Raw genomic sequence first — 24,562 nt, forward strand, 5'->3', positions numbered from 1 at the left:
CGGGTAGGGGACGCGCCCGCTGGGGCGGCCGTTCACGTCCTCCGCGCCCGGGTAGGGCACGCGTCCGCTGGGGCGGTCGCCGAGGTCGCCGGAGCCGGTGCGGGACACGCGGCCGCTCGCGCGGTCGGTCAGGTCGTCGGCAACCGGGTAGGGGACGCGCCCGCTGGGGCGGCCGTTCACGTCCTCCGCGCCCGGGTAGGGCACGCGTCCGCTGGGGCGGTCGCCGAGGTCGCCGGAGCCCGTGCGGGACACGCGGCCGCTGGGGCGGTCGGTCAGGTCGTGCGCGCCCTGGTCGGTGTCGTCGCCGACGCGGAGGGTGCGGCCGCTGGGGCGGCCGTTCAGGTCGTTGGCGCCGGGGTACGGGACACGTCCGCCGGTGCGGGCCCCGAGGTCGTCCGCGCCCGGGTACGGCCGGCGTCCGGCGGTGCGGCCGTTCGGGTCGTCCGTGGCGGAGTACGTGATCCTGCCGCTCGGGCGGCCGCCGAGGTCGCCTTCGGCGGTGCGGGCGCCGTGCGGGCTCGGCAGGGCGCCGATCGTGCCGTCGCCCGTGCGCAGGGTGCGGCCGCTCGGGCGGTCCGGCACGTCGCCCTGGTCGGAGACGCGGACGGTCGCGCGGGCGCCCTGGGGCACGGATTCCGCCGCGCTCGGGGAGCGCTGGCCGATCAGCCGGTCGGCGGCGGTCTGCGCGCCACGCGACCCGCGCCGGTCGGCGAAGTGGCCGTCGCCCAGGATCTCCGCCCGGCGCTTCAGCTCGGCGCCGAGAGCCTGGGCGAACTCCCGCATCCGTACCGGGTCGGAGGCGACGAGGTGCTCCGTGACGTGCGGCAGCTCCGTACAGACCGCGAGGCCCTCGCCGCGATCGCCGCCCGCCCCGTCCACGAGGAGCAGGCCCAGCCGGTCCGGGCGTCCGCCGGCCGCGAGGGACGCGGCGATCGAGCGGAGCAGCTCCGTCCGGCCGCTGCCCGCGGGGCCCTCGATCAGCAGGTGGGGGCCCTCCTGGGTGAGGTCCACCGACAGCGGGCCGCGCGGGCCCGCGCCGAGCACGGCCGTCCCGTCCCCGGCGGAGGCCCAGCGGGCCAGCAGGGAGGCGGGGGTCGCCCGGGCGAGGCCCAGCTCGTCGAGCAGGCGGGCCGACGGGGGCAGCGCGGCGGCCCGCCCGTGCGGCGCCGCGGCCGTCTCGGTGCGCAGCGGGGCGAGGGCGCGGCCGAAGCGGTCGGCCCAGGCGACGGAGACCGCATCGACGACACCGACGGTGCCGTGGCCCGCGACCCGTCCGCCGGAGGTGCGGACCAGGCGCAGCGCCGTCGCCACGTCGCCGCTCAGGAGCGCGGCGGCCCCGCACTCGCGGAAGGCGAGGGAGGCGGCGCAGGCGGCCTCGTAGGTGGCGGCGACCGGGGACTCCGGGGTGGCGGAGGGCGCCTCGGCGAGGCACAGGAGGTGGATGCCCGCCGCCGCTCCGGCACCCGCGAGCCGTGCGACCGTCTCGCGCAGCGCGGCGGAACCGGGGTCGCCGTCGACGATCACGACCGTCGCCGTCCCGGTGTGGCGCGCGGCGGCCTCGGCGACGGACGCGCGGTCGGCGCTGGGCCAGCCGGGCCCGAGGGGGCCGTCGTCGAGCCGCCGGGTCAGCTCGGTCGTCCGGGCGTGGGCCTGCTCGCGGTCGTACGCCAGGAGCAGCCGGCAGTCCTGGCCGTGGGCCGGGCGGACGTGCGGGAGCCAGCCGAGCCAGCCCCAGGCGCGGCGCCGCTCCTCCAGGGGGCGGTTCCGGTCGGCGCTGATCAGCACGATCTCCAGATCGGAGGGGGAGTGCAGGGCGGCGAGCTGGGCCACGACCGAGCGGGCCAGGCCGGCGAGCCGGTCGGCGGGGCCGGCGAGGCCGAGCGACCCGACCTCGCGCAGTCCGACGGTGACCGGTACCCCGGAGAGCTCGGCGCGGTCGGTCGTGCCGAGCCGGACCACCAGGGACTCGGCGTGGTCCTCGGCCCGCTCCCAGAGGCGGGGGCCCGGGCCGAGGGCGGTGAGCAGGACGGTGGCCGGGTCGGGCCAGGTGTCCGCCCCGGGGCCGGGACGGAGACCGCCGCCGGGGGCCGCTTCCGGTCCGGCGCCGGGCCCGGTCGCGGTGTCCCGTCCGCCGGGGCCGCCGAGGGCGCCGGCGGGGGTGCCCGCGTGGGTGTCCGGGGAGGTCCTGGAGCCGCCGTCCTGGGCCGGGAGCTCCTCGCGCCCGCCCGTGAGCCGCCGGGCCCACGCGCCGAGCCCGCGCTTCCCGCCCGCGCGGCCGGACGCGGGAGCCGGTGCGGCGCCCTGGGGGCGGGTCCTGCGGGTCCGGCTGTGGGCCTCGCCGCCCGTGTGGTCGTGGGTGTCCCCGGGCTCCTCCGCGCGCGTGTGGCCGGGGGCGCCGGCGGTCGCGGGGCGGTCGCCGTGGGCCTCGGAGGCGTACGGCCGCGTGTACGGGGCCGGGTGGCCGTCGTCGGGCCGGGTGTCCTGGGACGCGGGGCGAGCGGAGTGCGGGGCGTGGGAGGAGTCGTACGCGACACCGCGCGCGCCCCCGTGCGTGGCGTCGTCGGCGGCGCGTCCCGGGGGCCCGGCGGGCGTCGGCTTCGCGCCCGAGGGCCCGGCCGTCCCGCGCGCGACACGCAGGTGGCCCTCGCCGTCGGGTGCCGTCGCCACCGCCTCCGTGCCGCCGGGCTCGTCGCCGGGGCCGGTGAGGCGGAGGGCGGACTCGCCGAGGCGCAGCAGGGAGCCGGGGAGGAGCCGGACGGGGCGGTCGCCGACGGGGGCGCCGTCGAGCGTCGTCCCGTTCGTCGAGCCCAGGTCGGCGACGGTCACGCGGCCGTCGCCGCCGACGGTCACGGTGCAGTGCGCGCGCGAGACGTCCGGGTCGTCGAGCGGCACGTCGGCGTCGACGGAGCGGCCGATTCTGATCGGTCCGCCGTGCAGCAGGTGCACCCCGCCCGCGTCCGGCCCCGCGACCACGTGGAGCCGGGCGGACGCGGCCTCGTCGACCCGCTCGTCGGGCCCGGGGACCTGGAGCGAGAGGACGGCGCCGTCGACGAGCGGGGGCTCGCCGAGCACGCTGCGCCGGCTGTCGAGCCGGTCCCCGCCCGCGTAGAGCACGGTCGCGCCCGAGGCGGAGGTGTCGGGGCCCGTGACGGCGGCGGCGAGCTGGGAGGCGACGGCGGCGAGCGCCGTCCCGGCGGGGGCCGTGACGAGCACGTCGCAGGCGCGCGCGGCGCCGTGGCCGCCGTGGCCGCCATGGCCCGTGTGCGGCGCGAGGACGGTCAGCCGGATCTGCATCGCCGTCAGCGGTCCCTTCTGCGCGGGGATGCCCGGCAGGGGGACTGCCCTGTGTGACTCCCCCCACCCGGCACGGACGCGTCGTCCGGTACAGGTCGGCACGGCGCGGGGGCTCCCGACCCCACCGATGCGACGTGCTGTAGGCATCCTCGCACCTGCCACCGACAACCCGCCCCCGGGTCGGCCACAAGTGATCTTGATTGGTCGGCTGTGGTCCAAAAAATGCCTGGTTGGGCATGCCTCAGGAGCATGCCGGGCAACCGTCGCACGCCGTGGAGCGTCTTCTTCCGGACAAGTTCCGGGCAAGTTCCGCCTGTGGACGAGCGGCCTGTGACCCGTTCGGCGGCACTAAAGTGGGTCGGACACCCGGACGGGTCACAACAGAGAACAGGGACCCCGGGGACCCATACGAGACCACCCCAGGACCACGATCAGCAGGGAGCGCGTGACGTGCGGCCTATCGGCAGCAAGTACCTGCTCGAGGAGCCGCTCGGACGCGGCGCCACGGGCACCGTCTGGCGAGCCCGCCAGCGGGAGACGGCCGGCGCCGAGGCGGCCGTGGCCGGCCAGCCCGGCGAGACCGTGGCGATCAAGGTCCTGAAGGAGGAGCTGGCCAACGACGCGGACATCGTGATGCGCTTCCTGCGCGAGCGGTCCGTGCTCCTCCGGCTCACCCACCCGAACATCGTGCGCACCCGCGACCTGGTCGTCGAGGGCGATGTCCTCGCCCTCGTCATGGACCTCGTCGAGGGCCCCGACCTGCACCGGTACATCCGGGAGAGCGGCCCGCTCACGCCGGTCGCCGCCGCCCTCCTGACGGCCCAGATCGCCGACGCGCTCGCCGCGAGCCACGCCGACGGCGTCGTCCACCGCGACCTCAAGCCGGCCAACGTCCTGCTCGCCGAGCAGGGCGGCCAGATGCACCCGATGCTCACCGACTTCGGCATCGCGCGCCTCGCGGACTCCCCGGGCCTCACCCGGACCCACGAGTTCGTCGGCACGCCCGCGTACGTGGCGCCCGAGTCCGCCGAGGGCCGCCCGCAGACCTCCGCCGTCGACATCTACGGCGCGGGCATCCTGCTGTACGAGCTCGTCACCGGCCGGCCCCCGTTCGCGGGCGGCACCGCCCTGGAGGTCCTCCACCGGCACCTCAGCGAGGAGCCGCGCCGGCCCTCGACCGTGCCCGGGCCGCTGTGGACGGTCATAGAGCGCTGCCTCAGCAAGAGCCCCGAGCGCCGCCCGAGCGCCGAGAACCTGGCCCGCGGCCTGCGCGCCGTCGCCGCCGGCATCGGCGTCCACGCCACACCCGCCCAGATCGAGGCGGCGGAGGGCGTCGGGGCGCTCCTCGCCCCGGACCCGGCGCCCGCGCCGGTCCCCGAGACCCCGGGCGTGGACCCGGCCGGGGCCACCCAGGTGCTGCCCAGCACCGGCGCCGGTGCCCCCGCGCAGTACGACCCGGCCGCCGCGACCAGCGTGATGCCGACCAGCGGCCCGGCGGGCGGCGCCGACCCGACGGCCGTCATGCCCCCCGTACCGTCCCAGCCGCCGCAGTCCGAGGACCCGCACCCCTGGCAGAGCCAGCTGCGCGCGGCCCGCGACCGCAACGAGCAGACGCAGGTGCAGTACCTCGACCCGAGCGAGGACCCCCTGCGCCGCCGCCCGCAGCGCCCCCAGCAGCAGCCGGGCCAGCAGGGCCAGTACGGCCAGCAGGGCCAGCAGGGCCAGCAGGGCCGGCCCGGTCAGTACGGCCAGCAGGGCCGGCAGGGTCAGTACGGCCAGCAGCGCCCCGCCCCGCCGCAGCAGTACCAGCAGCAGCACCAGCCGCAGCAGTACGCGCCTCCGCCGCCGCCCCCGCAGCAGTACGCCCAGCCCCAGCAGCCGCCCCAGCAGCAGTACACGCCGCCGCAGCCGCCGCCCCAGGCGCCCGCACCGCGTCCGCCGCGCGAGCCGCGTCCGCCGCGCCAGCGCGGTGCGAACCCGATGCGGATCCCCGGCCTCGGCTGCCTCAAGGGCTGCCTGTTCACGATCGTCCTGTTCGTGGTCGCGGGCTGGCTCATCTGGGAGCTGACCCCGCTCCAGGGCTGGATCGCCGAGGGCAAGGGCTACTGGGAGGCCATCGGCGACGGCATCTCGAAGGTCACCGACTGGATCTCCACGATCGGCGAGGCCACCGGCTCCGGGGGTACTACCGGCGGTACGGGACAGTAATACTGCCGATTTATCGACTTCCGAGGGGTGATTTCCGTTCGGAAGTGACGACCGGCGGCTGCGGACGCGTAGCTTTGACGCGCGAACCGCAGCCGCTGAGGGAGCAGTCTTGGCACGGAACATCGGCAGCCGCTACACCACCCACCAGATCCTCGGGCGGGGCAGCGCCGGAACGGTGTGGCTCGGCGAGGGACCCGAAGGGCCCGTCGCCGTCAAACTGCTGCGCGAGGACCTGGCCTCCGACCAGGAACTCGTCGGCCGCTTCGTCCAGGAGCGCACCGCCCTGCTCGGCCTCGACCACCCCCGGGTGGTCAAGGTCCGCGACCTCGTCGTCGACGGGAACGACCTCGCCCTGGTCATGGACCTCGTGCGCGGCACCGACCTGCGCACCCGTCTGGACCGCGAGCGCCGGCTCGCCCCCGAGGCCGCCGTCGCGATCGTCGCCGACGTCGCCGACGCCCTGGCCGCCGCGCACGCCGCCGGGGTCGTCCACCGGGACGTCAAGCCGGAGAACATCCTGCTCGACATGGAGGGCCCGCTCGGCCCGGGCGGCGCACACCCCGCCCTTCTCACCGACTTCGGCGTCGCCAAGCTGATCGACACCCCCGGCCGCACCAAGGCCACCCGGATCATCGGCACCCCCGACTACCTGGCCCCCGAGATCGTCGAGGGCCTCCCGCCGCGCGCCGCCGTCGACATCTACGCCCTCGCCACCGTCCTGTACGAGCTGCTCGCCGGCTTCACGCCCTTCGGCGGCGGCCACCCCGGCGCCGTCCTGCGCCGTCACGTCACCGAGACCGTCGTCCCGCTCCCCGGCATCCCCGAGGAGCTGTGGCAGCTGATCGTGCAGTGCCTGGCGAAGGCCCCCGCCTCCCGGCTGCGGGCCTCCGAGCTCGCCGCCCGCCTCAAGGACGTCCTGCCGCTCCTCAAGGGCATCCCGCCGCTGGACGTGGACGAGCCCGACGCGGAACCGGCCGCGGCGTCCGCGCAGGCCTCGGAGCCGTACGAGGAGGACGCGTACGCGACCGGCACGGGCACCGGCGAGCCCGGCCCGCGCCGCGCCGCCGTCCCGCTCGTCCCCGGCGCCTCCGCCGACTCCAACCGCGACACCCACACCTCCATGCGGGTCCCGGCCCCCGACGAGCTCTCCGGCGGCCCGCTCGGCACCGCCCGGGCCCCCCGCTCGGCGGGCGCCCCGCGCCCCGGCTCGGCCCGCCACAAGGCGGGCGTGGTCCGCAAGCGCAGGATCACGCTGGCCGTCGCGGCGGTCGTGGTCGCCGGAGCGCTCGGTGCCGGCGGCTACCTGGTGGCCTCCGGGGACGGGGACGCGCCGCCGCAGGACTCGAAGCAGTCGTCGCAGCCGTAGCGGGCAAAGGTTCGGCTCCTGGCCCGGAGCCGTTACGCTGGACGCGTGGCAGTCGTCGACGTATCCGAAGAGCTGAAGTCCCTCTCCTCGACCATGGGGTCGATCGAGGCCGTCCTGGACCTCGAGAAGCTGAGGGCCGACATCGCCGTGCTCGAAGAGCAGGCCGCGGCCCCGTCCCTGTGGGACGACCCGGAGGCGGCGCAGAAGATCACGAGCAAGCTTTCGCACCTGCAGGCGGAGGTCCGCAAGGCCGAGACCCTGCGCGGGCGCATCGACGACCTCGCGGTGCTCTTCGAGCTCGCCGAGGAGATGGACGACCCGGACACCCTCGCCGAGGCCGAGACGGAGCTGGGCTCCGTCCGCAAGGCCCTCGACGAGATGGAGGTCCGCACGCTCCTCTCCGGCGAGTACGACGAGCGCGAGGCGCTGGTCAACATCCGCGCCGAGGCCGGCGGCGTCGACGCCTCCGACTTCGCCGAGCGGCTCCAGCGCATGTACCTGCGCTGGGCGGAGCGCCACGGCTACGCGACGGAGATCTACGAGACCTCGTACGCGGAAGAGGCCGGCATCAAGTCGACCACCTTCGTGGTGAAGTCGCCGTACGCCTACGGCACGCTCTCCGTCGAGCAGGGCACCCACCGCCTGGTCCGCATCTCGCCCTTCGACAACCAGGGCCGCCGCCAGACCTCCTTCGCGGGCGTCGAGGTCCTCCCCGTCGTGGAGTCCTCCGACCACGTCGAGATCGAGGAGTCCGACCTGCGCGTGGACGTCTACCGCGCCTCGGGCCCCGGCGGCCAGGGCGTCAACACCACCGACTCGGCGGTGCGCATCACGCACATCCCGACCGGCATCGTGGTCTCCTGCCAGAACGAGCGCTCCCAGATCCAGAACAAGGCGAGTGCCATGAACGTCCTCCAGGCCAAGCTCCTGGAGCGGCAGCGCCAGGAGGAGCGCGCGAAGATGGACGCGCTCAAGGACAGCGGCAGCTCCTGGGGCAACCAGATGCGTTCGTACGTCCTCCACCCGTACCAGATGGTCAAGGACCTCCGGACGGAGTTCGAGGTCGGCAACCCGCAGTCGGTCCTGGACGGCGAGATCGACGGCTTCCTCGAGGCCGGCATCCGCTGGCGCAAGCAGCAGGACAAGTAGCCTTCCCGGCTGACCCGTTCAGCCGTACGAGTCCGGGCCCCGCACCTCCTCGGTGCGGGGCCCGGACTCGTTCCGTACCGGGGCGCGGATTCGCTGACGCAAGCGGAAGCGGGGCCGTCGGGGCGCTTTGTCGACAAGGGAACTGGTCCCGTCGGGCCCGGAGTTACGCGTTTACGTCACAGTTGCATCGTCCGATGCCAGGCACTTGTGGATCTTTCGGGCATCGCACGCGCAACGGCCTTGACGCTTTATCGGAAACTCGGAAGGGTGACGTACTGGCATGCGCATTTCTGGGGCGCGTGTGAACGGGGGCCGGCCCAGTCGTGCGCCGCCCCTGCCGCGCAAGGCCCCGAGCGCTGCCCCATGACGAGTTTGAGCTACTGGGGGTAGCAGCCAGATGACCAAGCAGATGCGAATCCGATTCGCGCGCATCGCCGCCGGAGCGGTGATCGCGGCCGGAGCCTCGCTGACCGCGGCCGGTGCCGCGCAGGCCGTGGGTGCCTTCAACGAGAACGAGCCGACCCCGACGGACACGTGCCTTCCCGGCACCGCCGGTTGCGAAGCCACGCTGCCGCCGACGACCCCGCCGGTGGAGACCACGCCTCCGGTGGAGACGACCCCGCCGGTCGAGACGACCCCGCCGGTGGAGACCACTCCGCCGGTCGAGACCACGCCTCCGGTGGAGACGACCCCGCCGGTCGAGACGACCCCGCCGGTGGAGACCACCCCTCCGGTCGAGACCACGCCTCCGGTGGAGACGACCCCGCCGGTCGAGACCACCGAGCCCGGCACCGGCGAGACCACCGAGCCCGGCCCGGGTGAGACCACCCGGCCCGGCAACGGCAACAACGGCAACGACAACGGTGGCAACGACAACGGCGGCGACATCGGCGACGGCGGCACCGACCCGGGCGCGACCGACAACCCGGTCACCCCCGAGGACGAGTCCGACAGCGGTTCCACCGACTCCGGCTCCGGCGACCCCGGCACCTGCACCGTCGACCTCGACGGCGCCGAGTGCGTGGACACCGGCAACAGCAACACCGACACCAACAACGCCGGCTCGCAGCCCGTGCAGCAGGGCCAGGCCAAGGAGGAGCTCGCCGAGACCGGTGCGGCCGAGACCTCGTTCCTGGTCATCGGCGCCGCGACCATGATCGCCGGCGGCATCGGCTTCCGCATGCTGCCGCGTCTCGTCGGTGGCGGCAACGCCGCCGTCTGATCGAACCGCGGGAGCGCCTGACCGCGCATGCGTGACGAAGGGCCGGGGAGATCGCTCTCCCCGGCCCTTCGCCGTGCTTCCGGCTCGTGTGTGGCGTCCGCCCGGCCCGACGGGGGCTCCGGGGCGGCGAGACCCGCCACAGCAGGCCCTAGGCCGCCTGGACCGCTGCGAGCAGCGCGATCGCGGCCAGCAGGGCGATCGCCAGCGTCAGCAGCATCGCGGGGGTCAGGCCCTGGGGGGTCAGACGCTCCCGGTTCGCGCGGCAGACGGGGCAACGGCCCTCGGCGACCGGGGCCGCGCAGTTGGCGCACACCAGTCGGTCATAGGTCATGCGCTCTCCTCCTCCCGCACAGGGATCCACACCAGGACAACGTCCGGAGGGATCCGGACGTTCCCCCTACCACTCTGCCAGCTCCGGCACGTTTCGGCGCGCCCCACCGGAACGCCCACCGCCCGTCCGAAAGGGCGAAAAGGATAAAGCGCGCAAGCCAGGACCGCGACTGCGCGGGCCTTCCCCGTTCGCGTAAGGTCACGCACACCTACTCCCGGCCGACCGTGGTGCATCCGTGATCCGATTCGACAACGTCTCCAAGTCCTATCCGAAGCAGAACCGCCCCGCGCTCCGGGATGTCTCCCTGGAGATCGAGAAGGGGGAGTTCGTCTTCCTCGTCGGTTCGTCCGGCTCCGGAAAGTCGACCTTCCTGCGACTGCTCCTGCGAGAGGAGCGCGCCAGTCAGGGCCAGGTGCACGTCCTCGGCAAGGACCTGGCCCGGCTCTCCAACTGGAAGGTGCCGCACATGCGGCGCCAGCTCGGCACCGTCTTCCAGGACTTCCGCCTGCTCCCCAACAAGACCGTCGCCGAGAACGTGGCCTTCGCCCAGGAGGTCATCGGCAAGCCGCGCGGCGAGATCCGCAAGGCCGTGCCGCAGGTGCTCGACCTGGTCGGGCTCGGCGGCAAGGAGGACCGGCGTCCGGGCGAGCTCTCCGGTGGTGAGCAGCAGCGCGTGGCCATCGCCCGCGCCTTCGTCAACCGCCCGATGCTGCTGATCGCCGACGAGCCCACCGGCAACCTCGACCCGCAGACCTCCGTCGGCATCATGAAGCTGCTCGACCGCATCAACAGGACAGGGACCACCGTCGTCATGGCGACCCACGACCAGAACATCGTCGACCAGATGCGCAAGCGCGTCATCGAGCTCGAGAAGGGCCGTCTCGTCCGCGACCAGGCGCGCGGCGTCTACGGATACCAGCACTGAGCGGGCCGGCGAAGAACAGGTAGGGGAAGCAGTCACCATGCGCGCTCAGTTCGTGCTCTCCGAGATCGGCGTCGGCCTCCGGCGCAACCTGACGATGACCTTCGCCGTCATCGTCTCCGTGGCCCTCTCGCTCGCCCTCTTCGGCGGCGCGCTGCTCATGCGCGAGCAGGTCAGCACGATGAAGGACTACTGGTACGACAAGGTCAACGTCTCCATCTTCCTGTGCAACAAGACGGACGCGGCCACCGCGCCCAAGTGCGCCAAGGGCGCGGTCACGGCACAGCAGAAGGAGCAGATCGAGGCCGATCTGCGCGACATGACCATCGTGGAGGACGTCCACCACGAGTCCGCCGACGAGGCGTTCAAGCACTACAAGGAGCAGTACAGCGACACCGCCATCGCCTCCGTCATCACGCCGGACCAGATGCAGGAGTCGTTCCGGGTCAAGCTCAAGGACCCGGAGAAGTACAAGGTGGTGGCCACGGCCTTCGCGGGCCGGGACGGCGTGGAATCGGTCCAGGACCAGCGGAACATCCTGCAGAACCTCTTCGACCTGATGAACGGCATGAACATCGCCGCTCTCGGCGTCATGGGTCTGATGCTGGTGATCGCGCTGATGCTGATCGTCAACACCGTCCGCGTCTCGGCCTTCAGCCGCCGCCGCGAGACGGGCATCATGCGGCTCGTCGGAGCGTCCAGCTTCTACATCCAGATGCCGTTCATCATGGAGGCCGCCTTCGCCGGACTCCTCGGTGGCGCCGTCGCCTGTGTGCTGCTGCTCGTCGGCCGGTACTTCCTCATCGACCACGGCATCGCGCTCGCCGAGAAGATGCAGCTGGTCAACTTCATCGGCTGGGACGCCGTCCTCGCCAAGCTGCCGCTCGTGCTCGCCATCGGCCTGCTCATGCCGGCCCTGGCCGCCTTCGTCGCACTGCGCAAGTACCTGAAGGTGTGAGAAGACACCCCTGACAGCGGATGGCGTCGTGCGGGCAAAGCCCGTGCGGCGCCATTGCCTTGTCCTAGAGTGGGCGCCATGCCGGCCGGCGGCGAACGCCACTTCTGTATCCGGCCCCGCGGAGTGCTCCGTGGGGCCGTTCTGTCGTTGGTCTTCACCGGCGTCCTCGCCACTGCCGCCGCCACGGGGTCCCTGCCCCGGCGGGACGTCGCGGGCGCGGAGTCGTCGGACCCCGCCCGTACGGCCACGGTGGACCGCGCCGCCCTGAACCGGGCCGCCGCCGCGGCCATGGCCGACGGGAAGTCGGGCAAGCAGGCCGCCGAGGAGTTCGTCAGCCGCAGCGGCGACCGCTGGGGCGCGGTGTACGACAAGAAGGAGTACGCCGAGTTCGAGCAGGCCCTCGACGGCGCCTACACGGGCGTCGGCCTCTCCGCCGGCCGTGCCGGCGAGGACGGGGTCGAGGTGACCCGGGTCCAGGCCGGCGGCCCCGCCGAGCGGGCCGGGCTCAAGGCCGGCGACCGGCTCCTCTCCGTCGACGGGCGCGCCGTCGGCGGGCTCTCCGTCTCCGAGGTCGTCTCCCTGCTCCGCGGCGACGGCGTCCCCGGCTCGGCCGTCGCCCTCCGGGTCGGGCGCGACCGGTCCGCCTGGACCGAGACCCTGCACAGGGCCCGGCTCGCGACGGACCCGGTGACCGTCCGCCGCCTCGACGACGGGGCCGTACTGATCAAGGTGGCCGCCTTCACCAAGGGCGTGGGCGCGCGCGTGCGGGACGCGGTACGGGACGCGCCCACCGGCGCCGGAGTCCTCCTGGACCTGCGGGGCAACTCCGGCGGCCTGGTCGCGGAGGCCGCCGTCGCCGCCTCCGCCTTCCTCGACGGCGGCCTGGTCGCCACGTACGACGTCGAGGGCGAGCAGCGGGCCGTCTACGCGGACCGGGGCGGCGACACCGGCAGGCCCCTGGTGGCGCTGATCGACGGCGGCACGATGAGCGCGGCCGAGCTGCTCACCGGCGCCCTCCAGGACCGGGGCCGGGCGGTCACGGTCGGTTCGCGGACCTTCGGCAAGGGCTCGGTGCAGATGCCGAGCGCGCTGCCGGACGGCTCGGTGGCGGAGCTGACCGTCGGCCACTACCGCACGCCCGCCGGTCACGCGGTGGACGGCCGGGGCATCACGCCCGACCTGACGGCCGCGGAGAAGGCCGAGGAGCGGGCCCGTACGGTATTGAGTGGCCTCGGAGGGGGCTCGTAGTGCGAAAATGACCGCACTATGGCAAAGGGACTCGTGAACGTGCAGGGCAAGCCTGCGAAGAAGACGACGGACAAGGCGCCCGAGCGCAAGCTGATCGCGCAGAACAAGAAGGCGCGCCACGACTACCACATCATCGACACCTACGAGTGCGGTGTCGTGCTCATGGGCACCGAGGTGAAGTCGCTGCGGATGGGCCGGGCCTCGCTGGTCGACGGCTTCGTCCAGATCGACAACCACGAGGCGTGGCTGCACAACATCCACGTCCCGGAGTACATGCAGGGCAGCTGGACGAACCACTCGGCGAAGCGCAAGCGCAAGCTGCTGCTGCACCGCGCCGAGATCGACAAGCTGGAGTCGAAGGCCTCGGAGACGGGTCACACGATCGTGCCCCTCGCGCTGTACTTCCTGGGCGGCCGGGTGAAGTGCGAGATCGCGCTCGCCAAGGGCAAGAAGGAGTACGACAAGCGCCAGACGCTCCGCGAGAAGCAGGACACGCGCGAGACGAACCGGGCCGTCGCGGCGGCGAAGCGGAGGCAGCGGGCGGCCCAGGCGGCCGAGCGCGGCTAATCGGCTGGCACGCGCGCCCGTCGGTCACGTACGATGGGCCTGCACCCCACAGAGGGTGCGACCTTTGAAAAAACAACATGGGGATGATCGGTTTCGACAGCGGATGCCGAAGCAGTGGGAAGCGTGTCGAGGAAGCGGCAATGATCTCGTAAACCATATGTCGCAACCAATAATCGCCAACACCAAGAGCGATAACTCCCGCTTCGCCCTCGCTGCCTAATTTTAGGTAACGAACAGAAGCCTCTGTGAGGAGCGTCAGCCCGGGGGTGGTCCCGACCCGGATCCTGGCGTCATTAAGGGATCTAAACCTCTAGCCCCGGTCACGGGGGTTGGAGGGAAATCAAACAGTGGCTGAGCCCGTTCCGGACTTGTCTGGGTGATCCGGAGGGCTGAGAAACTCGTACCAGACTGCACACGGAGAAGCCCTGATTCCGCACCGTTGGACGCGGGTTCGATTCCCGCCATCTCCACTCATCCCATGTGGGCGCAGGCCCGGCAGTCGTCACCGACCGCCGGGCCTTCGTCATGTCCGGGCGGGGATGCGCCGGCCCACGCCGGTCGTGGCGCACAGGGCCAGTGCCAGGCTCGCCGCCGCGATCGGGACGAGGAAGCCGAAGGCGGGGAAGGGGGCGTGGTCGGCGGCCCAGCCGCCGGTGGCGGAACCCGCCGCGACACCGGCGAGGAGCGCGGTCACCGCGAGCGTCATGCCCTCGTTGAGCTGGGACGCGGGTGTCAGCCGCTGGACCAGGCCCATGCCGGTGAGCATCGTCGGGGCCGTCGCCATGCCCGCCACCAGCAGGCCGCCCGCGAGCGCGAGGAGCGAGCCGGTCGTGGCGGCGAGCAGCGGCATCGCCATCAGGACGGTCAGTGCGGCCAGGCAGGTGCGGAGCCGGGCGGTGCGGCGGGCGCGGCCGTAGAGGAGGCCCGCCGCGCAGGAGCCGGCGGCCTGGAGGGCGAGGACGGGGCCGGCGACGGGGCCGTCCACGAACGCGAGCGCCACCACCTCCATCGAGCCGAAGATCGCCCCGGTGGCGAGGAAGACCGCGAGGAGCGGCACCATGCCCCGGGTCCGCAGCGGCGAGCCCGCCGCGGTACGGGGAGCGATCGGCGGCTCCGTCGCGCGCTGCCTCGTGAGCAGCAGCGCGCCGCCGAGGAGGAGGGCCGCGGCCACGAGGGTGCCGGCCTCCGGGAAGAGCAGCGAGCAGAGGAACGCGGCGAGCACCGGGCCGAGCATGAAGCAGAGCTCGTCGAGGGCCTGCTCGAAGGCGTTCGCGGTGTGCAGGGCGTCCGGGTCGTCCCGGAGGAGGTGCGCCCAGCGGGCCCGGGACATGCCGCCCATGTTCGGGGCGGTGGCCGTGGTGGCGGTGATGAGGAAGAGTGTCCAGACGGGGGCCTCGCCGTGGACGCAGAGGAGCAGGAGCAGCTGGCCCAGGGCCATGTAGGCCGCGGCCGGGACGGCGACGCGCGCCTGGCCGCGGCGGTCGACCTGCCGGGCGATCCAGGGGGCGGTCAGCGCCCCGGCGGCCAGGCCGGTCGCGGTGACCGCGCCGGCCAGGGCGTAGGAGTCGTAGCGGCCCGCGATCATGATCACGGCGCTGATGCCGAACATGCCGCTGGGCATCCGGGCCATCAGGTTCCCGGCGGTGAAGCCACGGGTGCCGGGAAGGGCGAAGAGGCGGAGGTAGGGGTTTCGGGGGAGGGGCCGGGGGGCGGCGGGGCCGCTGTGCGCGGCCGGGCGGTGGTTCGTCGGGCGGTGGTCGGTGGTCCCGGAGGCGGCGGGGCGGTGGCCGGCCCGCGGGTCGTCGTAGCGCGGGGCGAGGGCCGGGCCCGCCGGGGTGAGGGTGAGGTCCGGTTGCGGCATGGACCAAGGTTCGCGGGCGCGGTCCCCGCCGGTCCAACACTTGATCGGTGGCCATTCACGCATCCGTGTTGTTAAATGCGGCGATGCCCTCCTCGTACGACACCGACCCCCGCCTCCTGCGCGCCTTCACCGCCGTCGCCGAGGAGCTGCACTTCACCCGGGCCGCCGCCCGCCTCTACCTCGCCCAGCAGGCGCTGAGCCGTGACATCCGGCGGCTGGAGCGGGAGTTGGGCACCGAGCTCTTCGTGCGGACCACCCGGCAGGTCGCCCTCACCGCCGACGGCGAGCGGCTCCTCCCGTACGCGCGCAGGGTGTTGGCCGCCCACGACGAGCTCGGCGAGGCCTTCCGCGCCGCGCCCCGGCCGCTGCTCGTCGACCTCAACAGCCCCGGACTCGGCCCGGAGGAGGTCCTCCTCCGGGCCCGTGAACTCGCCCCGGACCAGGAGCTGATGGCCCGCTACGAGAGCGGGCTCACCGGCGCCGTGCGCGAGATCCTCGCCGGCCGGCTCGACGCCTCCTTCGGCCGGTACGGCGGGCTCGACGCCGGGCTGCGGGCGCGGCTCGACTTCGCCTTCGTGCGGTACGAGCCGATGGCCGTGATCCTCCCCGAGGACCATCCGCTCGCCGCCCTGCCCGAGGTCCCGCTCGCCGGGCTCGCCGGGGAGCGGGTCTACGCGGGCGCGGGCAACGACCGCACGCCCGAGTGGACCGACCTCGCCGCCCGGCTCTTCGCCGGGCGCGGGATCGCGATCGCCCCGCCCGCGCCGCTCGCCGTCGGCAAGGAGGAGTTCGGCCGCATCATGGCCAAGCACCGCACCCCGGTCCTCGCCGTCGTCAGCTTCCCGTCCATGCCGGGCAGCGTGCTGCGCCCGCTCGTCGACCCCGTACCCCTGTCGCCCGTGAGCCTGGTGTGGCGCAAGGGGCTGCGCCATCCCGCCCTCGACGCCCTGCGGGCCGCCGTCGCCGAGATCGGCGCCCGGGAGGACTGGCGGACCCGCCCGGCGGACTGCTGGCTGCCGGAGGACGAGCCGGGACTGCCGGGAGCGCCCGCCGCGGGCGGGGACGTCCGCCGGTAGGGCCCGGCGAGTGAGCCGAAGGGGCGCGCCGGGGGAACAGGGTCGAGCGCGCGGAGTCTCCCGAGGGACGAGGAGGGCGAGCACGGTCGGCCCTGTGAGCCCGGCTCGTGCGCCCCGGAGGCGAACCGAGCCGGAAAGAACGGGGGGCGCTCACAGGGACGTCGTACTCCGGGTGAGAGCAAGGTTCCGTCCCCGTCACCTCGCGGCACCGGGCTGAAACGCGACCTCCCTAGCGTCGGTCGCATCAGGGTTCCGACTCCGTGGAGGTGCGTGATGGCTGGCCGATGGATCGAGCAGTGGGAACCGGAGGACGAGACCTTCTGGCGTGAGAAGGGGGAGCGGATCGCAAAGCGGAACCTCATCTTCTCGGTGATCTCCGAGCACATCGGCTTCTCGATCTGGAGCCTGTGGTCGGTCATGGTGCTCTTCATGGGGCCGCAGTACGGCATCGACCCGGCCGGGAAGTTCTTCCTGATCGCCACCGCCACCTTCGTCGGCGCGCTGATCCGGATCCCGTACACCTTCGCCGTCGCCCGCTTCGGCGGCCGGAACTGGACGGTCTTCAGCGCCCTGCTCCTCCTGCTCCCCGCGGGCTTCGCCTTCGCGGTGATGGAGCCCGGCACCTCGTACACGACGTTCGTCCTGGTGGCCGCGCTGACCGGCGTGGGCGGAGGCAACTTCGCCTCCTCCATGACCAACATCAACGCCTTCTTCCCGCTGCGGAAGAAGGGCTGGGCGCTCGGCCTCAACGCGGGCGGCGGCAACATCGGCGTCCCCGTCGTCCAGCTCGTCGGCCTGCTCGTCATCGGCACCGCAGGTGCCATGCACCCCAGGATCGTGCTCGGCGTCTACCTGCCCCTGATCGTCGCCGCCGCCGTGTGCGCCGCGCTCTTCATGGACAACCTCGCCCCGGTCAGGAACGACACCGGAGCCGCCAAGGAGGCCGTCCGCGCCCGCCACACCTGGATCATGGCCTTCCTGTACATCGGCACCTTCGGCTCCTTCATCGGCTACAGCTTCGCCTTCGGGCTCGTCCTCCAGACCCAGTTCGGACGCACCCCGCTCCAGGCCGCCTCGCTCACCTTCATCGGCCCGCTCCTCGGCTCCCTCATCCGGCCCGTCGGCGGCTCCCTCGCCGACCGGCACGGCGGCGCCCGCATCACCCTGGGGACCTTCGCCGCGATGGCCGCCGCGACCGGCGTGGTGATCTACGCCTCGGTGACCGAGTCCCTCACCGTCTTCCTCGTCGGCTTCATCGGCCTCTTCGTCCTCAGCGGCCTCGGCAACGGCTCCACGTACAAGATGATCCCGGCGATCTTCCTCGCCCAGGGGCACCGCAAGGGCCTCGCGGGAGAGGCGGCCGAGGCCTACGGGCGGCGGCTCTCCGGCGCCTCCATGGGCCTCATCGGCGCCGTCGGCGCGCTCGGCGGCCTCGGCATCAACCTCGCCTTCCGCCAGTCCTTCCAGACCGCCGGCACCGGCACCGGAGCCTTCGTCGCCTTCCTCGCCTTCTACGCGGCCTGCATCGTCGTCACCTGGGCGGTATACCTTCGCCGGCCGACCGCCGTGCCCGAGACCGCCGAGGGCGCCGAGGACCCGGAGACCCGGCCCGGATACGCGAAGGTGTGATCCACCGTGCCCGGCGCGGACCGTAACGGCCAGGAAATACGCGCGAACCGAGTCCGACACGCGACCCCGTCAGGCTCAGGCCCCATGGACGAGCAAGAACACGGCCCCCTCGCCGGCTTCACCGTCGGCGTCACCGCGGCGCGGCGCGCGGACGAACTCATCGCGCTGCTGCGCCGGCGCGGCGCGGCCGTCGTCCACGGTCCCGCCCTGCGGATCGTGCCCCTCGCGGACGACACCGAACTCCTCGCCGCCACCAAGGACCTCATCGCCCACGCCCCGGACGTCGTCGTCGCCACCACGGCGATCGGCTTCCGGGGCTGGGTCGAGGCCGCCGACGGCTGGGGGTACGGGGACGAGCTCCTCGCCGTCCTGCGGGAGGTCGAGCTCCTCGCCCGGGGCCCGAAGGTCAAGGGAGCCGTACGGGCCGCCGGACTCACCGAGTCCTGGTCGCCCTCCTCGGAGTCCATGGCCGAGGTCCTCGACCGGCTCCTCGCCGAGGGCGTGGCCGGCCGCCGCGTCGCCCTCCAGCTGCACGGCGAGCCGCTGCCCGGCTTCGTGGAAGCCCTCACGGCCGGCGGCGCCGAGGTCGTCGTCGTCCCCGTCTACCGCTGGATGCCCCCGGAGGACACAGGCCCCCTGGACCGGCTCCTCGACGCGGTCCTCGCCCGCACCCTGGACGCGGTGACCTTCACCAGCGCCCCCGCCGCCGCCTCGCTGTTCTCCCGGGCGGCGGAGAAGGGCGTACGGGCGGAACTCGTCGCCGCGCTCCGGCACGACGTCCTCGCGGTGTGCGTCGGCCCCGTGACGGCGCTCCCGCTCCAGGCCGAGGGCATCGACACGTACCAGCCCGAGCGCTTCCGCCTCGGCCCGCTCGTCCAGCTGCTCTGCACGGAGCTCCCGGCCCGCTCCCGGGTCCTGCCGGTCGCCGGCCACCGGGTCGAGGTCCGCGGCCACGCGGTCCTCGTCGACGGACTCCTGCGCCCCGTCCCGCCCGCCGGGATGGCCCTCCTGGGACTGCTCGCCCGTCGCCCCGGCTGGGTGGTCTCCCGCGCCGACCTGCTGAGGGCGCTGCCCGGCGCGGGCCGGGACGAGCACGCGGTGGAGACGGCCATGGCCCGCCTCCGGGCCGCGCTCGGCACCCCGAAGCTCATCCAGACCGTCGTCAAGCGCGGCTACCGGCTGGCCCTGGACCCGACGGCGGACGACAAGTACGGCACCGTGTGACCAGCTGCGATACGGGAGTTGCCCCGCGGGAGGGACGGGACGGGAGTTACGGTACGGGGATGAGCGCACCCCCCGCCCCGTTCCGCATCCGGCCGGCCGAACCCGCCGACGCGCCCGCGCTCGCCGCCGCCCTGCTGCGGAACCGGGAGCACATGAAGCCCTGGGAGCCGTACCGGCCCGAGCGGTACTACACCGCCGAGGGACAGGCCGAGCGGCTCGCCGACGGCGGCGTGCGGTGGTTCGCCGTCGACGGGGACACCGTGATCGGCTGCGCCATCCTCTCCGGGATCGTCCTCGGCCCCTTCCGCAGCGGCTCCCTCGGCTACTGGGTCGACCGCGAGCACACCGGGCGCGGCGTGGCCACCGCGCTCGTCGAGGAGGCCTGCCGGACCGCCCGCGAGGAGCTCGGGATGCACCGGATCGAGGCGTGCACCGTCCTCGACCACGTCGTCTCCCAACGGGTCCTCGCCAAGAGCGGGTTCGTCCCCGTCGGCACCGCGCCCCGCTACCTCCACATCGACGGCGAGTGGCGCGACCACCACCTCTTCCAGCGGATCCTGCACGACGACCCGCCGCCCGGCTTTCCGGGATCACCCCACGTTGAACGGTGATCGCGCCTGACACGGTGCCATCCGGTGGCGTACGCTCGACGGCTGCCCAGTGCACGTGAGAAGGGGGCCTTAGGTGGCCGCGCAGGAAGCCGTGGACACGGTCAGGGACCGTGAGATCGGTGTCGAGCAGGAACATCTTGACCGGGTCTACCGCCGGCTGGAGGAGAAGATCCACGAGGCGGAGTTCCTGATGAACGACGCCGCCCAGCGGGGCCAGGTCGGCACGCCCGGCGCCCTCGCCGAGCGCGATGCCCAGGTGTTCCGCGCCGGCATCCACCTCAACAGGCTCAACAACGAGTTCGAGGACTTCCTCTTCGGCCGGATCGACCTGTTGTACGGCAAGGACGGCAAGAAGGGCCCCGACGGCGCCTACACCTCCGTCGAGCCCGCCGAGGACGCCGTGCGCGCCGACAACACGGCCGAGATCGGCGAGACCCTCCACATCGGCCGCATCGGCGTCCTCGACTCCGACTACGCGCCGCTCGTCATCGACTGGCGCGCCCCCGCCGCCGCGCCCTTCTACCGGTCGACGCCCGTCGACCCCGGCCGCGTCGTGCGCCGCCGCGTCATCCGCTCCAAGGGCCGCCGGGTCCTCGGCGTCGAGGACGACCTGATGCGCCCCGAGCTGCGGGCCAGCCTCGACGGGCGCGAGCTGCCCGTGATCGGCGACGGCGCCCTGATGGCCGCCCTCGGCCAGGCCCGCAGCCACACCATGCGGGACATCGTCTCCTCCATCCAGGCGGAGCAGGACCTCGTCATCCGCGCGCCCGCCGCCTCCGTCACGTACGTCGAGGGCGGCCCCGGCACCGGCAAGACCGCCGTCGCCCTGCACCGGGCCGCCTACCTGCTCTACCAGGACCGGCGGCGGTACGCGGGCGGCATCCTCATCGTCTCGCCGACCCCGCTCCTCGTCTCGTACACCGAAGGCGTCCTGCCCTCCCTCGGCGAGGAGGGCCAGGTCGCGATCCGCGCCGTCGGCAGCCTCGTCGACGGCGCCGAGGCCACCGCCTACGACGAGCCGGCCGTCGCCCGCGTCAAGGGCTCCTCCCGCATGCTGCACGTGCTGCGGAAGGCCGCCCGCGGCGCCCTGGAGACCCCCGCGCCCCGGCAGCCCGCCGGGGACCAGCTGGAGTTCGGCGAGGAGGCCGCCGCGCCCGCCGGGACGCCCACCCGGCTCCGGGTCGTCGCCTTCGGCCGGCGGATCGAGCTGGAGGCCGAGGACCTCCGGCGCATCCGCCACAACGTCCTCGGCGGCACCGCCCCCGTCAACCTGCTGCGCCCGCGCGCCCGCCGGCTGCTCCTCGACGCGCTCTACGCCAGGTCCGGCGCGGCCGGCCGGCACAGCGACCCCGAGCTCGCGGCCGAGCTGCGCTCCTCCTTCGACGAGGACGTCTCCACCGAGGACTCCTTCCTCCAGTTCCTCGACGCCTGGTGGCCCGAGCTCACCCCGCGCCAGGTGCTCGACGCCATGGCCGACGAGCGGCGGCTCGGCCGCTGGGCCCGCCGGATCCTCAACCCGGGCGAGGTGCGACGGCTCGCCCGCTCGCTGCGCCGCCGGGAGCTCTCCGTCCACGACGTGGCGCTCCTCGACGAGCTGCACACCCTGCTCGGCGCCCCGGCCCGGCCCCGCAAGAAGCGGGAGTACGACCCGCTGGACCAGCTCTCGGGCCTGGAAGAGCTCATGCCCGTACGCGAGGAGACCCAGCGCGAGCGGGCCGAACGGCTCGCCGCCGAGCGCACCGAGTACGCGCACGTCATCGTCGACGAGGCGCAGGACCTCACGCCCATGCAGTGGCGGATGGTCGGGCGGCGCGGCCGGCACGCCACCTGGACGGTCGTCGGCGACCCGGCGCAGTCCTCCTGGTCGGACCCGGACGAGGCCGCCGAGGCGCGGGACGAGGCCCTCGGCAGCCGGCCGCGGCGGCGCTTCGAGCTGACCGTCAACTACCGGAACCCGGCGGAGATCGCCGAGCTCGCCGCCAAGGTGCTCGCCCTCGCCATGCCGGGCAAGGAATCGCCGCGCGCGGTGCGTTCGACGGGCGTCGAGCCCCGGTTCGTAGCGGTTCAGGACAAGGCCGACCTGGCCGAAACCGTTCGGTCCGAGGCGGCGCTGCTCCTGGAGCGGGTCGAGGGCACGGTGGGTGTCGTCGTCGCGATGAACCGGCGCGCGGAGGCCGCCCGTTGGTTGGCCGAGCTGGGCGACCGGGTGGTGGCGCTCGGCTCCCTGGAGGCGAAGGGCCTGGAGTACGACGCGACCTTGGTCGTCTCGCCCGCGGAGATCGCGGACGAGTCCCCGGCCGGTCTGCGGGTGCTGTACGTGGCGCTGACGCGCGCGACGCAGCAGCTCACGGTGGTCGCGGGGCCGGGGGACGTGCCGGACGAGGCGGGGGTGCCGGACCTGCTGCGGGACTGAGCGGGGAGGGGTGTTTCCAGGGCATTCAGGGGTATTCGAGGACCGATTTCCGGTCAACCTGTGGCGCTGGAATCACCAGGCAGGGTGGTTTGTTAGCCTTGTCGTGGCACCGGCTCGATCCAAGCCCCCGGGCCCAACCTTCGTCCCTCAGAGGGACCACTTGCCGCGAGGCGAGCATGGCGGGTCGGTGCCACTTAGACGTACATACGAAGTTGAGGCCCCGGTCACCCCTTGGTGATCGGGGCCTCTTCTGTTTCCCCAGGGTCTCTCGTATGGTGGAAACTACTTTCCGAAAACAAAATGACCGCATTACCGGCTACTCGCGGGTAGGTGCGACCATCGGAGGGCGCCGCCGGGCAACCAGCCGGGGCGGGCGTAGCAATGAAGCTCAGGGAAAGCAGAGGAACTCGGCCATGGCAACGGCGCCCAGCGTCTCGTACTCGATGACGGTCCGGCTGGAGGTTCCCGCGAGCGGAACCGCGGTCTCCCAGCTCACCACGGCGGTGGAGTCCCACGGCGGATCCGTCACCGGCCTCGACGTGACCGCCTCCGGCCACGAGAAGCTCCGCATCGACGTCACCATCGCCGCCACCTCCACGGCGCACGCCGACGAGATCGTCGAGCAGCTGCGGACCATCGAGGGCGTCGTCCTCGGCAAGGTCTCCGACCGTACGTTCCTGATGCACCTCGGCGGCAAGATCGAGATGGCGGCCAAGCACCCCATCCGCAACCGTGACGACCTCTCCATGATCTACACCCCGGGCGTCGCCCGCGTGTGCATGGCGATCGCCGAGAACCCCGAGGACGCCCGCCGCCTCACCATCAAGCGCAACACCGTCGCGGTCGTCACCGACGGCTCCGCCGTCCTCGGCCTCGGCAACATCGGCCCGATGGCCGCGATGCCCGTCATGGAGGGCAAGGCGGCCCTGTTCAAGCGCTTCGCCGACATCGACGCCTGGCCGATCTGCCTCGACACCCAGGACACCGACGAGATCGTCTCCATCGTCAAGGCGATCGCCCCCGGCTTCGCGGGCATCAACCTGGAGGACATCTCCGCGCCCCGCTGCTTCGAGATCGAGGCCCGGCTGCGCGAGGCCCTCGACATCCCCGTCTTCCACGACGACCAGCACGGCACGGCCATCGTCGTCCTCGCGGCCCTGACCAACGCCCTGCGCGTGGTCGGCAAGAGCGTCGGCGACGTACGGGTCGTCATGTCCGGTGCCGGCGCCGCCGGTACGGCCATCCTGAAGCTGCTCATCGCGGCGGGCGTCAAGCACGCCGTCGTCGCCGACATCCAGGGCGTCGTGCACGCGGACCGCGCGGACCTCGTGGACGCCCCCGCCGACTCGCCGCTGCGCTGGATCGCCGACAACACCAACCCCGAGGGCGTCACCGGCACCCTCAAGCAGGCCGTCGTCGGCGCGGACGTCTTCATCGGCGTCTCGGCCCCGAACCTGCTGGGCGCCGAGGACGTCGCCGCCATGGCGGACGGCGCCATCGTGTTCGCGCTCGCGAACCCCGACCCGGAGGTCGACCCGGCCGCCGCGCGCCAGACGGCCGCCGTCGTCGCCACGGGCCGCTCGGACTTCCCGAACCAGATCAACAACGTCCTGGTCTTCCCGGGCGTCTTCCGCGGTCTGCTGGACGCCCAGTCCCGTACCGTCAACACGGAGATGATGCTGGCGGCGGCCTCGGCCCTCGCCGACGTGGTCACCGAGGACGAGCTGAACCCGAACTACATCATCCCGTCGGTCTTCAACGACAAGGTCGCGGGCGCGGTGGCCGGAGCCGTGCGCAACGCGGCCAAGGCCGCGAGCGGTCGCTGACGGCGCGTCGCGATTCGCGGAGCCGCAAACCCGCCTTTAGGGTGGCTTTTCGGCTCCGCACGGAAATCACGGAGTCGACGGAACGTCACCACTACGGGGCTCCGGCGCTTTTCGTGTGACCCCAGGGGGTGCCGGATTGGCGTTCCCGCCGCTGGTGGGGGCAGGATGCGTGTTTGGGCGCGAGGGTCTGTCATTAGACCCGGGTCCGGGGACTGTCCGAAGGCCCTGGCAGCATCGGCTTCGCTGTACCCAATCACGCGGCTTCCGCCGCGTGGCACGCCTCACAGGCAAGAAGAACACGGGAGTAACAACATGAACCGCAGTGAGCTGGTGGCCGCCCTGGCCGACCGCGCCGAGGTGACCCGCAAGGACGCCGACGCCGTGCTGGCCGCTCTCGCCGAGACCGTCGGTGAGGTCGTCGCCAAGGGCGACGAGAAGGTCACCATCCCCGGCTTCCTGACCTTCGAGCGCACCCACCGTGCCGCTCGCACCGCTCGTAACCCGCAGACCGGCGACCCGATCAACATCCCGGCCGGCTACAGCGTGAAGGTCTCCGCGGGCTCGAAGCTCAAGGAAGCCGCCAAGGGCAAGTAAGGCAGCCTAGAGGCGCAGGAAGGGCGGCCACCCTGTCAGGGGGTGGCCGCCCTTTCGTCTGCC

Annotated in this window: 18 protein-coding genes and 1 other RNA gene; 16 read left to right on the forward strand and 3 right to left on the reverse strand. The window is 73.3% G+C overall.

Annotated elements, in window-relative coordinates:
* Nucleotides 1-3,294 (reverse strand): FHA domain-containing protein (locus ACF08F_RS35105; protein ID WP_392302601.1); only part of this gene is annotated, 3,294 nt, incomplete at its 3' end.
* Nucleotides 3,295-3,744: 450 nt separating this feature from the next.
* Between ACF08F_RS35105 and ACF08F_RS35110 the strand changes: the two genes are divergently transcribed.
* The 4 genes from ACF08F_RS35110 to ACF08F_RS35125 all read left to right on the forward strand — a co-directional run bounded on the left by ACF08F_RS35110 (nucleotide 3,745) and on the right by ACF08F_RS35125 (nucleotide 9,239).
* Nucleotides 3,745-5,502, forward strand: coding sequence for a serine/threonine-protein kinase (locus ACF08F_RS35110; protein ID WP_392302602.1), 1,758 nt, complete (start codon nucleotides 3,745-3,747; stop codon nucleotides 5,500-5,502).
* Nucleotides 5,503-5,611: 109 nt separating this feature from the next.
* Nucleotides 5,612-6,868 (forward strand): serine/threonine-protein kinase, encoded by a 1,257-nt coding sequence (locus tag ACF08F_RS35115; protein WP_392302603.1) that lies wholly within the window; start codon nucleotides 5,612-5,614, stop codon nucleotides 6,866-6,868.
* Nucleotides 6,869-6,913: 45 nt separating this feature from the next.
* Nucleotides 6,914-8,017, forward strand: coding sequence for a peptide chain release factor 2 (prfB, locus tag ACF08F_RS35120; RefSeq protein ID WP_392302604.1), 1,104 nt, complete (start codon nucleotides 6,914-6,916; stop codon nucleotides 8,015-8,017).
* A gap of 409 nt (nucleotides 8,018-8,426) precedes the next feature.
* Complete coding sequence (locus ACF08F_RS35125; RefSeq protein ID WP_392302605.1) at nucleotides 8,427-9,239, forward strand: LPXTG cell wall anchor domain-containing protein; 813 nt, start codon at nucleotides 8,427-8,429, stop codon at nucleotides 9,237-9,239.
* Nucleotides 9,240-9,387: 148 nt separating this feature from the next.
* On the opposite strand, the gene ACF08F_RS35130 is transcribed toward ACF08F_RS35125, so the two are convergent.
* Complete coding sequence (locus tag ACF08F_RS35130; protein WP_055643192.1) at nucleotides 9,388-9,570, reverse strand: hypothetical protein; 183 nt, start codon at nucleotides 9,568-9,570, stop codon at nucleotides 9,388-9,390.
* Between the two features lie 235 nt (nucleotides 9,571-9,805).
* On the opposite strand from ACF08F_RS35130, the gene ftsE reads away from it, so the two are divergent.
* The 5 genes from ftsE (at nucleotide 9,806) to ssrA (ending at nucleotide 13,738) form a co-directional block, all read left to right on the forward strand.
* Nucleotides 9,806-10,495, forward strand: coding sequence for a cell division ATP-binding protein FtsE (gene ftsE, locus ACF08F_RS35135; protein WP_024761477.1), 690 nt, complete (start codon nucleotides 9,806-9,808; stop codon nucleotides 10,493-10,495).
* Between the two features lie 37 nt (nucleotides 10,496-10,532).
* On the forward strand, nucleotides 10,533-11,450 hold the full coding sequence (gene ftsX / locus ACF08F_RS35140) for a permease-like cell division protein FtsX (RefSeq protein ID WP_392302606.1): 918 nt from the start codon (nucleotides 10,533-10,535) through the stop codon (nucleotides 11,448-11,450).
* Between the two features lie 78 nt (nucleotides 11,451-11,528).
* On the forward strand, nucleotides 11,529-12,698 hold the full coding sequence (locus tag ACF08F_RS35145; protein ID WP_392302607.1) for a S41 family peptidase: 1,170 nt from the start codon (nucleotides 11,529-11,531) through the stop codon (nucleotides 12,696-12,698).
* Between the two features lie 18 nt (nucleotides 12,699-12,716).
* Nucleotides 12,717-13,265, forward strand: a complete 549-nt coding sequence (gene smpB / locus ACF08F_RS35150) for an SsrA-binding protein SmpB (protein WP_392302608.1) — start codon at nucleotides 12,717-12,719, stop codon at nucleotides 13,263-13,265.
* A gap of 79 nt (nucleotides 13,266-13,344) precedes the next feature.
* Nucleotides 13,345-13,738: a transfer-messenger RNA gene (gene ssrA, locus ACF08F_RS35155) on the forward strand.
* A gap of 50 nt (nucleotides 13,739-13,788) precedes the next feature.
* On the opposite strand, the gene ACF08F_RS35160 is transcribed toward ssrA, so the two are convergent.
* Entirely contained in the window at nucleotides 13,789-15,126 is a 1,338-nt protein-coding gene (locus tag ACF08F_RS35160) for an MFS transporter (protein WP_392302609.1), read from the reverse strand.
* Between the two features lie 83 nt (nucleotides 15,127-15,209).
* On the opposite strand from ACF08F_RS35160, the gene ACF08F_RS35165 reads away from it, so the two are divergent.
* From ACF08F_RS35165 to ACF08F_RS35195, 7 genes are all read left to right on the forward strand, one after another.
* Nucleotides 15,210-16,202 carry a LysR family transcriptional regulator gene (locus ACF08F_RS35165; protein WP_392302610.1) on the forward strand — a complete coding sequence of 331 codons (993 nt, stop codon included), beginning with the start codon at nucleotides 15,210-15,212 and terminating at the stop codon, nucleotides 16,200-16,202.
* A 273-nt stretch (nucleotides 16,203-16,475) separates the two neighbouring features.
* A complete protein-coding gene (locus ACF08F_RS35170; RefSeq protein WP_392302611.1) occupies nucleotides 16,476-17,831 on the forward strand; it encodes a nitrate/nitrite transporter in 1,356 nt (451 codons plus the stop codon).
* A gap of 84 nt (nucleotides 17,832-17,915) precedes the next feature.
* Nucleotides 17,916-19,055, forward strand: coding sequence for a uroporphyrinogen-III synthase (locus ACF08F_RS35175; RefSeq protein ID WP_392302612.1), 1,140 nt, complete (start codon nucleotides 17,916-17,918; stop codon nucleotides 19,053-19,055).
* Nucleotides 19,056-19,114: 59 nt separating this feature from the next.
* Nucleotides 19,115-19,666, forward strand: coding sequence for a GNAT family N-acetyltransferase (locus ACF08F_RS35180; protein ID WP_392302613.1), 552 nt, complete (start codon nucleotides 19,115-19,117; stop codon nucleotides 19,664-19,666).
* Nucleotides 19,667-19,739: 73 nt separating this feature from the next.
* Complete coding sequence (locus ACF08F_RS35185) at nucleotides 19,740-22,079, forward strand: HelD family protein (RefSeq protein WP_392302614.1); 2,340 nt, start codon at nucleotides 19,740-19,742, stop codon at nucleotides 22,077-22,079.
* Between the two features lie 413 nt (nucleotides 22,080-22,492).
* A complete protein-coding gene (locus tag ACF08F_RS35190; protein ID WP_392302615.1) occupies nucleotides 22,493-23,905 on the forward strand; it encodes an NAD-dependent malic enzyme in 1,413 nt (470 codons plus the stop codon).
* Nucleotides 23,906-24,217: 312 nt separating this feature from the next.
* On the forward strand, nucleotides 24,218-24,499 hold the full coding sequence (locus ACF08F_RS35195; RefSeq protein WP_017237029.1) for an HU family DNA-binding protein: 282 nt from the start codon (nucleotides 24,218-24,220) through the stop codon (nucleotides 24,497-24,499).
* Nucleotides 24,500-24,562 lie beyond the last annotated feature (63 nt).

It is taken from the genome of Streptomyces sp. NPDC015130 (assembly GCF_043080005.1).
Lineage (GTDB): Bacteria > Actinomycetota > Actinomycetes > Streptomycetales > Streptomycetaceae > Streptomyces.